General features: G+C 65.1%; 11 protein-coding genes and 2 pseudogenes. 5 read left to right on the top strand and 8 right to left on the bottom strand.

Features of this window, described 5'->3' with window-relative positions; all coding sequences use genetic code 11:
• Positions 1-160: 160 nt before the first annotated feature.
• Together ALC15_RS03175 and ALC15_RS03170 are read left to right on the top strand one after the other, a co-directional pair.
• Positions 161-1,735 carry an ABC-F family ATP-binding cassette domain-containing protein gene (locus tag ALC15_RS03175; protein WP_050626020.1) on the top strand — a complete coding sequence of 525 codons (1,575 nt, stop codon included), beginning with the start codon at positions 161-163 and terminating at the stop codon, positions 1,733-1,735.
• A 163-nt stretch (positions 1,736-1,898) separates the two neighbouring features.
• Positions 1,899-3,365: a glycerol-3-phosphate dehydrogenase gene (locus ALC15_RS03170; protein WP_050626019.1), complete on the top strand. Its 1,467-nt coding sequence runs from the start codon at positions 1,899-1,901 to the stop codon at positions 3,363-3,365.
• A 7-nt stretch (positions 3,366-3,372) separates the two neighbouring features.
• On the opposite strand, the gene ALC15_RS03165 is transcribed toward ALC15_RS03170, so the two are convergent.
• The 4 genes from ALC15_RS03165 to ALC15_RS03155 all read right to left on the bottom strand — a co-directional run bounded on the left by ALC15_RS03165 (position 3,373) and on the right by ALC15_RS03155 (position 6,369).
• Positions 3,373-4,203, bottom strand: coding sequence for a tetratricopeptide repeat protein (locus tag ALC15_RS03165; protein ID WP_347336268.1), 831 nt, complete (start codon positions 4,201-4,203; stop codon positions 3,373-3,375).
• Positions 4,116-4,493 carry a tetratricopeptide repeat protein gene (locus tag ALC15_RS47495; RefSeq protein ID WP_347336267.1) on the bottom strand — a complete coding sequence of 126 codons (378 nt, stop codon included), beginning with the start codon at positions 4,491-4,493 and terminating at the stop codon, positions 4,116-4,118. Before ALC15_RS47495 ends, ALC15_RS03165 begins: the two co-directional genes overlap by 88 nt.
• A 406-nt stretch (positions 4,494-4,899) precedes the next feature.
• A complete protein-coding gene (locus ALC15_RS03160) occupies positions 4,900-5,871 on the bottom strand; it encodes an MBL fold metallo-hydrolase (RefSeq protein ID WP_063781775.1) in 972 nt (323 codons plus the stop codon).
• Positions 5,872-5,925: 54 nt separating this feature from the next.
• Positions 5,926-6,369: a nuclear transport factor 2 family protein gene (locus ALC15_RS03155; protein ID WP_050626108.1), complete on the bottom strand. Its 444-nt coding sequence runs from the start codon at positions 6,367-6,369 to the stop codon at positions 5,926-5,928.
• Positions 6,370-6,804: 435 nt separating this feature from the next.
• Here ALC15_RS03155 and ALC15_RS03150 point away from each other — a divergent pair, with 435 nt between their 5' ends.
• The 3 genes and pseudogenes from ALC15_RS03150 to ALC15_RS03140 all read left to right on the top strand — a co-directional run bounded on the left by ALC15_RS03150 (position 6,805) and on the right by ALC15_RS03140 (position 9,630).
• Positions 6,805-7,905, top strand: coding sequence for an ABC transporter ATP-binding protein (locus ALC15_RS03150; protein ID WP_244485911.1), 1,101 nt, complete (start codon positions 6,805-6,807; stop codon positions 7,903-7,905).
• A pseudogene (locus ALC15_RS03145) lies at positions 7,902-8,815 on the top strand (ABC transporter permease). Before ALC15_RS03150 ends, ALC15_RS03145 begins: the two are co-directional and overlap by 4 nt.
• The gene (locus ALC15_RS03140; protein WP_050626016.1) at positions 8,815-9,630 is read left to right on the top strand and encodes an ABC transporter permease; all 816 of its coding nucleotides are present in this window, start codon (positions 8,815-8,817) and stop codon (positions 9,628-9,630) included. The pseudogene ALC15_RS03145 and the gene ALC15_RS03140 overlap by 1 nt, the downstream one beginning before the upstream one ends.
• 67 nt (positions 9,631-9,697) lie before the next feature.
• Here the strand turns inward: ALC15_RS03140 and ALC15_RS03135 are convergent, their stop codons facing one another.
• The 4 genes and pseudogenes from ALC15_RS03135 to ALC15_RS03120 form a co-directional block, all read right to left on the bottom strand.
• Positions 9,698-10,549, bottom strand: coding sequence for a carbohydrate ABC transporter permease (locus ALC15_RS03135; RefSeq protein WP_050626015.1), 852 nt, complete (start codon positions 10,547-10,549; stop codon positions 9,698-9,700).
• A complete protein-coding gene (locus ALC15_RS03130; protein ID WP_050422655.1) occupies positions 10,546-11,415 on the bottom strand; it encodes a carbohydrate ABC transporter permease in 870 nt (289 codons plus the stop codon). The genes ALC15_RS03135 and ALC15_RS03130 overlap by 4 nt, the downstream gene beginning before the upstream one ends.
• A gap of 198 nt (positions 11,416-11,613) precedes the next feature.
• Complete coding sequence (locus ALC15_RS03125) at positions 11,614-12,999, bottom strand: ABC transporter substrate-binding protein (protein ID WP_050626014.1); 1,386 nt, start codon at positions 12,997-12,999, stop codon at positions 11,614-11,616.
• 202 nt (positions 13,000-13,201) lie between these two features.
• Positions 13,202-15,165 (bottom strand): annotated as a pseudogene (locus ALC15_RS03120) (AsmA family protein).
• Positions 15,166-15,229 lie beyond the last annotated feature (64 nt).

Here is a 15,229-nt window from a genome sequence, read left to right as displayed (position 1 = left end):
AGCGTGGCCCCGTCAACGCCCTGCAAATGCGTTTGCAGGGCTGACCGGAAACTCGTCTAAAATCTCTTCCTGGTCTGCCCTTCGTGGCCGTGCGGCATCGAACGTTTGAGCGTTCGCGCCCGCACTCGAATCCCTCGCCGCGCTTCGACACGCACATCCGATGGCTGGATGCCCGGATGTCGTGATCGCCGGCAAGACCAGAGAATTGATCGTGTCCCTCATCAATGTACGCAATCTCGGCGTGACGCTGAACGCGCCGCTGTTTTCCGAACTGAATTTCGTCGTCAATGCCGGCGACCGGATCGGCCTCGTGGCCGCCAACGGCCGCGGCAAATCCACGCTGCTGCGCTGTATCGCCGGCGCGATGGAGGCCAATGAAGGCGACATCACCCGCGCGCGCGGCCTGACCGTCGGCCATGTCGAGCAGGATGCGCCGCCAAGTCTGCTCGACACGGCGTTTCATGCCGCCGTCCTCGACGCGCTGCCCGCCGAGCAACGCGCCAGCGAGGGCTGGCGGGTCGACGTCGCCCTGCAATCGCTCGAGGTGCCCGAGGAGCTGTGGGTGCGGCCGCTCAAGCAATTGAGCGGCGGCTGGCTGCGGCTTGCGCTGCTCGCCCGCGTGCTGGTCACCGAGCCCGACGTGCTGCTGCTCGACGAACCGACCAACCATCTCGACCTCGCCAAGATCGGCCGGCTCGAGGCCTGGCTGAATGCGCTGCCGCGCGAGATGCCGGTGGTGATCGCAAGTCACGATCGTGCCTTCCTCGACGCCGTCACCAACCGGACGCTGTTCCTGCGCCCGGAGCGCTCGCAGCTGTTCGCATTGCCCTACACCGCGGCGCGCGCGGCGGTCGACGAGTTCGATGCCTCCGACGAGCGGCGCTATCAGCGCGACATGAAGGCGGTCCGGCAGCTTCGCCAGCAGGCCGCGAAGCTCAACAATCTCGGCATCAATTCGGGCAGCGACCTCTTGCTGTCGAAGACCAAGCAGTTGAAGCAGCGCGCCGAGAGGCTGGAGGAGACGGCGAAGCCTGCGCATATGGAGCGATCCGCCGGAACGATCCGGCTCGCCAATCGCGACACCCATGCCAAGGTCCTGGTCAGGCTGAACAACGCCGTGATCGCCACCCCGGACGGCCGGCCGCTGTTCAGGACCGGCCAGCAGTTCATCTGCAAGGGCGACCGGATTGCACTGCTCGGGCCGAACGGCGTGGGCAAGACCCGGTTCGTCGCCGCGCTGCGGCTGGCAATCGAGACCCCCGAGGCGGCGGCCGCCGAGATCCGGGCCACCGAGTCCCTGGTGCTCGGCTATTGCGACCAGGCGCTGGCCGATCTCAGGGATGGCGACACGCCGATGCGCATGCTGACGCGGCGCTTCGAGGTCGGCGATCAGCGCGCCCGCGGCCTGCTCGCCGGCGCCGGTCTTTCGATCGAGATGCAGGGCCGTCCGATCGGACGGCTGTCGGGCGGGCAGAAGGCCCGTCTCGGCATGCTGGTGCTGCGGCTGACCCAGCCGAATTTCTACCTGCTCGACGAGCCGACCAACCACCTCGACATCGAGGGCCAGGAAACCCTGGAGGAGGAACTGATGGAGCAGCAGGCCAGCTGCCTGTTGGTGTCGCACGACCGCCAATTCGTGCGGACGGTGGCCAACCGGTTCTGGGTGATCGAAGGCAAGAAGCTGATCGAGGTCGATGGACCTGAACACTTCTTCGCCTCCGCTGGCGCGGGCTAAAGCGTTTTCGAGCGAAGTGGGTACCGGTTCGCGTGAAGAAAACGCGCCAAACTGGAATCCAGCGTCGCGTTCCGATTTCATCGGAACGCGCGCTCGACACACCTGACGCATTTTTTCTGCGAGCACGTATTTCGTTCGCATTGAAATGCGATAGGCGTCGTGCATGGCGGACTATGACGTCGCGATCATCGGCGGTGGCCTGAACGGCACGAGCGTGGCTCGTGATGCGGCCGGCCGCGGCCTGCGCGTGATCCTGCTGGAGCAGGGCGATCTCGGCTCCGGCGCGTCGCAGGCCTCGCCGCGGCTGGTGCACGGCGACCTGGCCGGCCTGGAACGGCGCGAGTTCTTCCGCGTTCGCAGGGCGCTCAGGGAACGTGACGTCTGGCTGCGCATTGCGCCGCATCTGGTGCGGCCGGCGCGCTTCGTGATCCCGGCGCATGCCGACGAGCGGCCGCCGTGGCAGCTGCGGTCGTTGCTGCTGCTCTACGAGCGGCTGGCCTCGCGCAGCGGCCTGCCGCGCTCTGCGACGCTCGACGTCACCCATCATCCGGTCGGCAATGCACTGAAGCGGCCGTTCGGCACCGCGTTCGAATATTCCGACTGCGTCGTCGACGATTCCCGGCTGGTCGTGCTTACCGCGGTCGACGCCGCCGCGCGCGGCGCCGAGATCCGCACCGGCGCGCGGGTGACCCGGGCCGAGCGCGGCGAGACCTGGCGGCTGGTCGCGATCGACCGCGGCTACCGGCGGGTGATCACGGCGCGGGCGCTGGTCAACGCGACCGGCGCGTGGACCGCCTCCGTCGGCGATACCGTGCTGCGCGTGCCGGCGCCGCCGCTTGTGACCGTCCAGATCAGCCAGATCGTGGTGCGCCGCCTATTCGATTGCGACAACGTCTATGTGTTCCAGAACGCCGACGGGCAGCTGATTTTCGGCAGTCCCTATGAGCGCGACTTCACCCTGATCGGAAGCGTCAGCCATGGCTTCAAGGGTGATCCGGCCATCGTCGCGATGGGCGTGCGGGAAGTGGCCTATCTCTGCGACGCAGCCAATCGCTATTTTCGCGAGCAGATCACCCCGGCCGATGTGCTGCGGACGATCTCCGGCGCCAATTCCGTCATCGCACCCGTGCGCCGGCACAGAAGCGATGGCGCTGCGTCGCTCGATTACAGGCGCGGCAAGGCGCCGCTGCTCACGATTGTCGGCGGCGACGTGACCACCGCGCGGTGGCGTGCCGAGCGGGCAGTGTCGGAGTTCACGCGGTTCTATCCGATGGCGCCGCGCTGGACCGCAACGGCGCCACTGCCGGGCGGCGAATTCGCCTGGCAGCGCTTCGAGACCGAGGTCGATATCGCGCGCGACCGCTGGCGCATCCTCAGCGAGGCGCAGGCGCGGCGTCTGGTGGCCGCCTATGGTCTGAACGTCAGGGACATTCTGGGAGAGGCCCGGGAGAAGGCCGATCTTGGTCCCGCTTTTGGTGCTGAACTGACGGGCGCCGAGGTGCGTTACCTCATGCGCAAGGAATGGGCGCGCTTTCCCGACGATGTGCTGTGGCGCCGCTCGAAGCTCGGGTTGGCCATGCCGCAAGCCGATCGCGATGCGCTCGCGGCGTTCATGGCGAAGCCCGATTGAGGGTCGGCTATTGCCGCGCCGCCTCCTGCGACCAGGCGACGTCGCGCCGCGACGGACGCCGATGCAGCCGCTCCGAGATCAGGTTCGTTGCCTGCCGGCCCTGGCCGGCGCGCAGGCACGCGACGATGAAGGTGTCCTCCCACAACTCGCGCTGCGCATGGCTGCCGCCGATCCGCACCAGCTCGGGCATCAGCGGCGCCAGGATGCGCACGGCGTCGTCATGGTCGCCGGCCGCGAAGGCCGCAATGCCGCGGCCGAGCCCGATCGCGGCCGGGCCGGGCGCCAGTTTGCCGTCGGCATCGCGTGCCGCCATCTCGACGAGCCGCGCCTTGAGCGCATCGTTGTTGGTCGTGGCCGCGACCAGCGCGTGATGCACATCGGCGAAATGCGCGCCGGCCTTCGGGAAATAGCCGTCGCCATAGGCGGCGACATCCTTCCAGTGCTGATCGAGACCGGTCTTGCCGGCGACCATGAGCCGCCACAGCAGCGAGGCGGTGTCGGTGTAGATATTGAGCGGCGGATAGGGCCGGCCCGCCGGCTTGATGTGCTGCTCGTAGATGGCGAGCGCGCCGTCGGGGTCGCCTTCCTCGATCGCGATCAGGGCGAGGTGCCAGGCGAGATGTCCCTGCAGGAAGCTGGTGCGATCGTTCGCCGGCAGCCAGGCGGAGAGGAAGCTACGGCCTTCCGCCGCGTCGCCCTGCTCGAACAGCGCATGCGCCAGCGCGTGCGCGGCGCCGGCGTTTTCCGGCTTCAGCGCATAGCCCCGCTCGGTAATGGCGCGACCCGAGACGAGGTCGCCGGCCTCGGTCTTCGACCAGCGAGATAGGTCAGGAACCACCAGTCGTCGCCATAGTCGCTGGCGTAGCGTTCGGAGATCGCGAGCCGCGCTGCGTCATGGTCGGACCGGCCGGAGAAGGCGTAGAGGCCGAAGGCCCCGAGCAACAGCGAGAGTATCTGCGCATCGCGCGGATATTCGGAAAGATGCTGTTCGGCCGCGGTCATCGCCTTCTTGCCCTGGCCCTCGATCGCCGATGCGATGATCTCGATGTGCTGGCGCTCGCGCGGGGTCGCGGCCGCCGCGAGCTGCCGCGCATCGCCGGCCTTGGCGCGGGCCGCGGCGCCTTCCATGTTGAGCTGATGGACGCGGGCGCGGCGAGGTGGGCCAGCGCGAAATCCGGGTCCTCGGCGATTGCCGCCTCGAACGCTGCGTCGGCGCCGTGCAATGCCGCCAGCATCCGATCGACGCCGTCGACATAATAGGCGGCGGCACGGTCCGAATCGGTGGTCAGCGGCAGGCCGTAGCGGTCGCAAATCATCGGTTGTCCTCCCGAGTTCGACTGCGAAGTCTAGGGCATGTACTCATAAAGGCAACGAGCCCCTTCGGGGCCTACGTCTGCTTAGTCCGCAACAGCATCGCAAGAGCAGACGTCGCCGGAGGTCCGAGTTGGGCCAAGAGCTGACTCAGATGCCAACCGATTCTCCGCTACGAGCAGCAGTCGTGTTCCAATTGCCAACAGATAGAGTCGCGGGAATATTACCCCTCGGCTACGAATACGTACCTGCTGCCATCCTTGGCCAGCGTGCCGACGTTCGGCATCAACCAGTGAGTCCCCGAAATGGTGAGCTTGTCGGCGACTGCGCGATCGAAGATCTTCCTTCGCGTTTCGACAGCCATTTGCGGATCCTGGTCGATAGCGAGCTGCCACTCGGGATTTGTTGAAATGTGTGGCGCAAGATTGACCACGTCAGCGCTGATCAGGAACTGCTCGCCGCCGGAGGTGACCAGATGCGCGACCATTCCCGGGCTATGGCCGGGTGCCTGAACGGCGTGCACACCGGGCAGGAGTTCTGGTTCTCCCTCAAAGGTCCTGACGTTTTTCCAAGTCGCCACCGTGGCCTGAATTCGTTGGGCTAGGCCTTTGCGCGTCGGTCCGAGATCGATCGATTCGACCCCCGGGCGCGTCCACCATTTCAATTCCGCGGCGGGCACCACGATGTCGGCATCCGGAAAGACCTGCGCATCGCTCTCATTGTTCATGAGGCCATAAATGTGGTCGCCGTGGAGATGGGAGATGAGAATCGTCTTGACTGCCTTGGGGTCAAGGCCCGCGGCGGCCATGCTCTCGAATAACCGGCCGTTCCCCTCACCATAAATCGGATGACCGCCCGTACCCGAGTCGATGAGGACCACTTGATCGCGCAGCTTGAGCGCCATGACGATAAACCGCAGAGGCGCCTGATTGTCGGGAAAACCGGCAGCACGCAACACGGTCTTGACCTGTTCGACGCTGACATTCCTGACCATCCCCTCCCGCAGCGGAACGTCACGCATGCCATCGATCAGAGAGAAGATTTCAATGTCGCCAACCTTGTATTTGCGGAAAGGTTGAGTGACGGGCAGTTGAGCGTGAGCCGCGCCGACAAACGTGATCGGCTTGTCGAGTCCAAACGCGGCATAAGCACCGGCTGCGCCAAGTGTCACGTCCCGACGCGAGATATTGGACATCGTTCGGCACTCCCCGCTGACATTACCGCTGTGGACTTCGAAGAGTCGGTTCCTTCAAGTCGAGTCCGTCTTAGCTACCTGGGAATGCCACCAGATCCGAAAATGGCGGCACAAATCGTCCGGTCCGAGTTCGACGACCGCGATGCCTTCGAGCCTCAAGCGCGGTAGCGGGTCACCTGGCCGGCGGTTGATCATACCAGTTCCAGCGGACTTGGCCCACATCTCGAACATCTTTTCCGAGGTAACTTTGTATGTGACGCTCCATGTGGCAACGCCGCCATTGGCTGTCTCGGCGACGATTTGATAGTCGAGGCGAATGTCGTCTTGGAGCTTCACGCGGTCCCAGTACCTCGCAATCTCCAGGCGCCCAATCTGGGCATCAAACGGCGTGTTGTGATAGACGCCATCTGGGGCGAACAGTGCGCAGAGCAAGCTATCATCCCGCCCTTCCCAGGCTCGCTTGTATCCTTCCATAAATTTTTCGATCCGCGTATTCATTGAGCCCTCCACTGTAGCTGTTTTCATCCTCGTCGGTCGGGAGAGAAGGTCAAACGGACATCTCGGAGTATGTCAGCGCGGGCATATCGGCGGAAGAGTCCAAGTTCGTTCTGCGGCGCGTTCGATGGGATGCCGCCCGAGCTGCAAGTGCTCAGGACCGCTCCGGGTCAAAAGCGGCAAGCTTCAGACTGAACAAATGTCTCCCGGTTTGTACCTCAAAGCCGATGCAAGGCGTTGAAGAATACACGACCTGGCAGGGGCGCGGACGCCGACAATATCGCGGGAGATGTCCGTGAGGCGGTTGAGCCGGTGGCGATCCGCCGCTAGCTTGCGGCCAGGATTGGACCTTGCGGGGAATCGGGGCTTCTTGACGTGACATCGGGCGAAGCGAGTGCGGAGGCGGCAAGGCCGTTGCCTGAACCGGCCGTCCCGGACATGCCGCTGCTGCGGATCGAGGGCGTCGCCAAGTCGTTCGGAAATTTCCGCGCGGTCGACAAGCTCTCGCTCGATATCCGCGCCGGTGAGTTCTTTGCGCTGCTCGGCCCGAGTGGTTGCGGCAAGACCACGCTGCTCCGGATGCTCGCCGGCTTCGAGACGCCGGACGAGGGCCGCATCCTGCTCGGCGGCAGCGACATCGCCCAGGTGCTGCCGCACGAGCGGCCCGTCAACATGATGTTCCAGAACTACGCGCTGTTTCCGCACCTGTCGGTGCGCGACAACATCGCATTCGGACTGAAGCGCGCCGGCATGGCGCGCAGGGATATCGCGACCCGCGTCGCGGAGATGGTGGCGCTGGTCAAGCTCGAGGGGCTCGAGAAGCGCAAGCCGGACCAGCTTTCCGGCGGACAGCGGCAGCGCGTGGCGCTGGCGCGCTCGCTGGCGCGCCGGCCGCAGGTGTTGCTGCTCGACGAGCCGCTCGCCGCGCTCGACAAGAAGCTGCGCGAGAGCACGCAGGGCGAGCTGATGGAGCTGCAACGCCGGCTCGGCATGACCTTCATCATCGTCACCCACGACCAGGAGGAGGCGATGACGATGGCCGGCCGGATCGGCGTGATGGATGCCGGCCGGCTGGTCCAGGTCGCAACCCCGCGCAATCTCTACGAGGCGCCGGCCTCGCGCTGGATCGCCGAGTTCGTCGGCGACATCAATCTGTTCCACGGCCAGGTCGCCGCCCGCGCGAACGGCCGCCTGACGGTCGCGACCGCAGAGGCCGGCACGCTCGCGGTGAGCGAACTGTGGCCGCCGGTGACCAAGGACGTCGTCAGCGTCGCGATCCGCCCCGAGAAGGTGAAGCTGTCGCGCCGCGCGCCTGCCACGGACGAGGGCGGCACGCATGCGATCAACCGGCTGGAGGGCGTCGTCGCCGACGTCAACTATCTTGGCGGCGTGACGAGCTACCGGGTGAAGCTGGAGACCGGCGCGGTGCTGCGCGCGTCGATGGCCAATACCGCGCGGCTCGACGTCGATGCCTATCTGGCCGGCCAGCGCGTGGTGGCGTGGTTCACCGCCGACGATTGCCTGGTGCTGGAGCAATGAGTGCGCGCCGCATCTTCGCGCGGCCGGCGCGGCTCGCCGCGATCGCGCCATACCTCTGGATGGTGCTGTTCTTCCTGGTGCCGTTCGGCTTCGTGCTTAAGATCAGCCTGTCGCAGACCGCGATCGCGCAGCCGCCCTACACGCCGGTGTTCGACTTCACCGCGGGCCGCGCGGCATTGGCCGCGGCATTCGCGCAGTTGTCGCTCGACAATTTCCGGCTGCTGATTCAGGACAATCTCTACATCCTGTCCTATCTGCGCAGCCTCGTCGTGGCGGTGAGCTCGACGCTGATCCTGCTGCTGATCGGCTATCCGATCGCCTATGGCATGGCGCGGCTGCCGCAGCGCTGGCAGGGCATCGCGATGATGCTGGTGATCGTGCCGTTCTGGACCTCGTTCCTGATCCGCATCTATGCCTGGATCAACATTTTGCAGCATGACGGCCTGCTCAACCAGGTTCTGCTGGCGCTGCATATCGTATCCGCGCCGGTGATCTGGTTGTCGACCGATAGCGCGATGTATCTCGGCATCGTCTATTCCTATCTGCCGTTCATGATCCTGCCGCTCTATGCGACGCTCTCGAAGCTGGATGCCTCGATGCTGGAGGCGCCGGCGATCTCGGCGCCTCGCCGCGACAGGCGTTCTGGCTGGTGACGTTCCCGCTGTCGCTGCCCGGCGTCGGCGCCGGTGCGCTGCTTTGCTTCATCCCCATCGTCGGCGAGTTCGTGATCCCCGATCTGCTGGCCGGCTCCAACGCGCTGATGATCGGGCAGACGCTGTGGCTCGAGTTCTTCACCAACAAGGACTGGCCGGTGGCGTCCGCAGCCGCGGTTGCGCTGCTGCTCCTGCTGGTGCCGCCGCTCGTGCTCTACGACCGCCTGCAACGGCGTCAGCTTGAGGCAAACCGTTGATGGCGCGCACCGTCACCAGATTGACGCGCTTCAACATGACCTCGCTGGCGGCGGGGCTGGCTTTCCTCTATTTGCCGATCGTCATCCTCGTAATCTATTCCTTCAACGCGTCGCGGCTGGTGACGGTGTGGGGCGGCTGGTCGCTGCGCTGGTACCATGAGTTCTTCAACGACCGCGCCATGCTGGAGGCGGCGTGGATGAGCCTGTCGGTCGCTGCGGTGTCGGCGACGCTGGCGACCCTGCTGGGCACGCTGGCGGCAGTCGGACTGGCGCGGGGCGAGCGGTTCCGCGGGCGGGCGCTGTTCTCCGGCATGCTGTATTCGCCGCTGGTCATGCCCGAGGTGATCTCCGGCCTGTCGCTGCTCCTGCTGTTCGTGGCGCTGAACGCCGAGCGCGGCTTCTGGACGGTGACGATCGCCCACACCACGCTGACGATGTGCTTCGTCACCGTCGTGGTGCAGTCGCGCCTGTCCGCGCTCGACCGCAGCCTGGAGGAGGCCGCGATGGATCTCGGCTGCGATCCGGTGCGCGCGTTCCTTTTGGTGACGCTGCCGCTGATCGTGCCGGCGATCGTGGCGGGGTGGATGCTCGCCTTTACGCTGTCGCTCGATGACGTCGTGATCGCAAGCTTCACCACCGGTCCCGGCTCGGCGACGCTGCCGATCCGGATCTATTCGGAAGTGCGGCTCGGCGTGAAGCCCGAGATCAATGCGATCTGCACGCTGGCGATCGCGCTGATCGCCGTCATCATCGTGGTGGCGTCTTTCGCCTCGAAGCTGTCGAACGCGCGCGGCGAGAGCGCCGCGCCGCTCTAGATTCTTGTTTGATGCGTTTTCTTCACGCGAACCGGTGTCCACTTCGCTCGAAAACGCTTTGGAGCCATCACGACTTGACGGCGCCGGCGGTCAGCCCGCCGACCATGTAGCGCTTGAAGGCGTAATAGACCGCGGCCGGCGGCAGCGCGTAGATGAAGCCGGTGGTCATCAACAGCTCCCACGGCGAATCGTCGGCGGCGAGGAAGTTGCCGAGCGCGACCGGCAGCGTGATGTCGGTGTCCTTCGACAGCAGCAGGAAGGCGTAGAGATATTCGTTCCAGGCAAGCAGGATCGCGTAGGTACCGACCGCGACCAGCGAGGGCATCATCAGCGGCACATAGACCAGGCGGAACAGCTGCAGCGTGGTGGCGCCGTCCATCGTCGCGGCTTCATCGAGCTCGACCGGCAGCTTGTCGGAGGCCTGCTTCAGCACCCAGATCGCGTAGGGGGCGGCGATCGTCACCATCGCGAGAATCAGCGACCAGTGATTGTTCAAGAGGCCATAGGTGCCCATGGTGCGGTACATCGGCACGGCGAGGAACGCCGCCGGGATGAAGTAGGTGAACAGCGCCATGTTCATCACAGCGCGACCGCCCGGCACCCGCAGTCGCGAGATCGAGAACGCGGCGGCGGTGGCAACGAACAGCGTCAGCGCGCCGACGGCGAGCGCGATCACGGTCGAATTCCAGAACTGGATCCAGAAGTCGCGCAGGAAGTAATGCTGCTGGTGGAACACGATCGAGAAATTGTGGAACGTCGGATGCGTCGGCCACAGCTTGCCCGAGAACGCGTCCTCCTTCGGCGAGATCGCGAACACGAACATGTGGTAGATCGGAATCATGGTCCAGATGAAGACCGGGATGCCGATCAACAGCAGCTTGGCTTCGGTGCCGACTTCGCGGAGGGTGGGCAGCTTCATCGCGACAACCGTTTCATCATGAAATAGACCAGCGGCAGCACGAACGGCATCGCGCAGACGATCGAAGCCATCGCCAGCGACAGCTGGTCGAGCCTGAGATAGCGGATGCCCAGCGTCGAGAGCACGTGGGTGAGGTCGGCGGGTCCGCCGCCGGTGAGCAGATAGACGCTGTTGAAGTCGCCGAGCGTCCAGATCATCGAGAGCAGCGTGCAGGTGATGTAGAGCGTCTGCATCGACGGCCAGGTGATGTAGCGGAATTTCTGCCACCAATTGGCGCCGTCGACGTCGGAGGCCTCGTACAGGTCGTGCGAGATCGCGAGCCGCCCGGTCAGCAGGATCAGCGTCCAGAACGGCAGCGACTTCCAGATGTGGACGCCGATCGCCATCGCGAGCGCCACCGCCGGATCGTTCAGCCAGTTCGGGCCGTCGTCGCCGGTGAACTTGAAGATCAACTGGTTGACCACGCCCCATTCGGGATTGAGCATGAAGCGCACCGACAGGATGGTCGGAATCGACGGCACCGCCCAGGGCAGGATGAAGATGACGGATAGCCACCTGATCCAGGGCCGCTGCTGGGCGAAGAAGCCGGACAGGAACAGCGCGATCAGCATCTTGATGTTGATGCCGATGACCAGGAAGATCAGCGTGTTGACCGCGGCGCGTGCGAAGATCGGGTCATTGTAGAGCGCGACATAGCTCGCCGGCTGGCGCGCCAGCCACAGGCCGTATCCGACCGGATAGACCACGAAGGCGAGGAAGACGAGCAGGTAGGGCGCGAGCAGCACGATGCCCCAGACCTGCGGCGGCGACAGCCGCGCCGACAGTGGCGGCGAGGGGGCATCGGATGCGGAGAGTGTGATCGCCATTCGGTTACTCTTGGAAAGACATGCCGGTCGCTGCTACGTCGTCGTCCCGGCGAAAGCCGGGACCCATAACCACAGGCCCCGGATATTGCGCGAAAGCCGTCGACCAGCCTACTCCAAAACCGCTGCCGCGGCGTATGGGTCCCGGCTTTCGCCGGGACGACGCGGAGCAAGTATCAGCAGCGCTGGTCATCGCTTACATCACCCCGCGACCTGCTTGATGCGGGCGATCAGCTCGTCGACGGCCTTGTCCACCGGCACCTTCTCGCTGACCACGCGGTTCATGGCCTTGGCCCAGACGTTCTCGTTGTTCAGGATGGTGAACTTCCAGTTCTTGGTGAAGTCGAACGGCGTGGTGCCGCCGGTGAACTGATTCCAGACCGCCTTGCGATGCCGGTCGGCCTGCCAGAACGGGCTGGCCTGGCTGGCCTTGGTCACCGGGAACCAGCGGCCGAGCGCACCTTCGATATAGGGCCGGACGTTGTCTTCCTGCATCAGGAACGCGATGAACTGCTTGCCCTCGGCCTTGTTCTTGGCGTTGGCGAAGATCAGCCCGGTCTTGACGTCGGAGCGGTAGCGGATCGTCGAGCCGTCCGGCGCCTTCGGGAAGGACGCCGTGATGATGTCGTGCTCATAGGCCTGCTTGCCGGCGGCGCGCTGCGCGTCGGTCAGCGCCGGGTTGGTGGAATCCTCGAACCACTTCGCCGCGATCGAGATCGTGAAATTGTGGGTCATCACGATCGTCTTGTTGTGGAAGGCGACGTTGTTGTCCGGATCCTTCCAGGTGGTGGAAGAGGGCGGCGTGCAGCCCTTGATGTAGGTGTCGGTGTAGTCCTTGAGCGCGTGGATCAGGCCATCGCGCACCTTGGGATCGTCGACCAGGAGCTTGCCGTCGTCGTCGACCAGCTTGACGTGGTAGGCGTCCATGAAGGTGTAGAACGACTGGAAGGAGTCGGTGGATTCCACGCCCATCGGCTGGCCGACCCCATAGATGCGCTGGCCGGTCGCCTTGCGGATCGCCGGCTGCACCTTGTCGCACCAGAACGTCCAGTAGTCCTCCCACTTGGTCGGGATGTCGGCGGCCTTGAAGCCGGCCTTCTCCAGCATGTCGCCCCAGATCTGGACGTGCATGCTCTGCTGCTTCAGCGGGAAGCCGTAATAGGACTTCTTCTTGGTGACGTCGTTATAGAGCAGCGCCGCTTCCAGCGTGTTCGGCGCGAAGGCATCCTTCATCGGCAGCATGATGTCGGAGAGATCCTCGAGCTTGCCCTCGAATGCCCACTTGCCCTGGGCCTGCACGTCGTAAGTGTCGGAATAGGCGACGTCGGGCACGGTGCCGGAATCGAGCGCGGCGACCGTCTTCGGAATCATGTCCTGGATCGCGTATTGCGACAGTTCGACCTTGATGCCGGTCTTGGCCTCGAATTTCTTGATGGTCTCAAGCAGCGCGTCGTCTTCGGATTTGTAAAACCCCTTGCCCCACCAGACGGTGATCGTCTTGCCCTGGGCCAGAGCGGGTGCAGTTGCGGCAAGCAGGCCGACCGCGGCGACCGCAATTGATAGTGCACCGATAACCTTGGATCTCACGTTGTTCTCCCTCTTGAGGCCGGCTTTTTAACCGGTTGGAGAAAACAGTAGCGCATGCCCGTGACCCGATAAAGATGCCGGATCGACGACTTCTGTAGGGGTGTGCGGCGAGAGCGTGGATCAGTCCCGGTGCATCCATGCGGAAAGTGAATGGATCGATCAGTTCGACTTCGGTCAGGTCGACTTCTTCAATCCGACGTCGTCAGTTGGATTTGGCGTTCTCGGCCGCTGTCGCCGGTGCATTGCCGGGCGCGCCGGCGGCAGCATCGGGTGCGACCGCGGGGCGTGCCGCGCCGCCGGTGAAGCGCTCGATCACCGAACGCACCGCATCGCGCGTCTTGCGATCCTTCACCGCATCGAGCAGCGGCGCGGATGCCGGCGAACGGCGGATCAGGCTTTCCGGATCGGGGAAGACCAGCGGATCGTCCCACGGGCCCTGGATCACGAAAGGCAGGTCGAACGCGTTGCCGCCGGCCGCCGCCGAGGTCAGGCTGGCGACGCCCTTGAGATCGTATTCGCGCGACGGCACCGAGGCGGTGCCGGTCAGCGTGATCTTCGCCGTGGGGCTCTCGACACGGATGTCGTCGGCGGTCGCGACACCGTCGGCGAATTTCACCGAGACGTTGAGATTGTCATAGGGCGTCGAGCCGGAGCGGAAATTGCCGCCGCCGGACAGCGGCCGCTTCTCCAGCCGCCTCAACAGCTGCTCGACATTGAAGCCCGCGATCGCGCCGTCATGCCCGTTCAGCGTGGCGGTGCCGTCCAGCGACGATGCCAGTCCGAACGGGCTCGAGCCGGAGGCGGTCAGTGAGACGTTGAGGTTGCCGCGGCCGGAGAGCTTGTTGATGCCGAACAGCTCGCTGGCGCAGGCCTGCAGATCGACATCGGTGAACTGGAATTGCGCCCGGACGTCGGCGACCGCATCCGAGCGCGCGATCGCGAACGACCCCTTGGCGATGCCGCCATACATCTGCGCTTCGCCGACGCTGAGCGCCAGCGCGCCGCCGCGCAGATTGGCGCCGAACGCGGTGCGGCCGAGCTTGGACGGGCCGACCGTGACCTTGGCCGCCGACAGACGCATGTCGAGATCAGTCGACGACAGCGAGGAGAGGTCGAACAGTTGCCGGTTCCAGTCGCGCTGGCCGCTGGCCAGGAGGCGGAAGGTCGAGATGTAGGGCGTGAAATCGAGATTGCCGGCGGCAAGCGTCGCCTGTAGCGACTGCCGGCCGTTATTGGCGTAGGTCATCACGCCTTCGGCGACATTGCCGTCGAGCTCGACATTGACGTTGGTGAGCGCGACCGAGCCGCCGACCACATTGGCGCGGGCCTTCAGCGCGAAGCGGCCAAAGCCGCCACCGCCGCCGGGCGGCGCCTGGCCCATCCAGCGCAGCGCGTTGCGCAGCGAAGGGGAGTCCATGGTGGCGGTGCCTTCCATCATCAGGCTGGTGCGGTTGGCGACGGTTCCGTCGAACGCAACCTTCAGCGGCGCGCTGGCCAGCCGTGCCTTGAGGCCGGAGCGGTCGCCCGACAGCAGCGCGACGAAATCGCTGGCGCTGATCGAGCCGTCGACGCGCTCGCCGCGCCAGTCGAACTGGCCGGTTGCGGCAAAGGAACGCGAGATCGACGGCCAGGCCAGCGACAGGTCGATATCGCCGAGCTTTTCGGAGATGCGGTTGATGCCGTCCTCGTAATTCAGCTCGCCGTCCTGGATCCGGATTTCGGAGAACGACACCTGGTTCTCGGCGCCCGGCGTCATCGCCTTGGCGATGGTCTCGACGAACGGGGTCCAGTTGCTCTCGCCGGCGCGTCGCGGACCACATGGATATGCGGACGGAGCATCATGACGTCGGCAATCTCGAACCGCCGCAGCAGCAGCGGCAGCAGGCGCAGATTGGCGGTCAGCACGTCGACCTGCAGGGCCGGGTCGGTGGTATCGGCGCCCTTCAGCCCGACATTATGAAAGGAGACGTAGCTGCCCGGAAACACCGAAACATCGATCGGCCCGTTGACGACGAGCTCGAGCCCGGTCACGGCGCGAATCTGCGCTTCCACCGCGCGCTGCAGCGCGTCCCGGTTGAGGAACCACGACGTTCCGACCAGCCCGGCGAGCGCCAGGCCGAAAAGCGCCGCGATCGGCATCCCCAGGCGCTTAATTCCTTGGGCCATCGTCAATGACATATCCGGGTCGGGTTGAGTTTTGTCGGGTCGTCGTCGAACACAGCGGGCTCTC

The organism is Bradyrhizobium viridifuturi (assembly GCF_001238275.1).
GTDB lineage: Bacteria > Pseudomonadota > Alphaproteobacteria > Rhizobiales > Xanthobacteraceae > Bradyrhizobium > Bradyrhizobium viridifuturi.
This window is presented reverse-complemented; position numbering and strand designations above follow the sequence as displayed.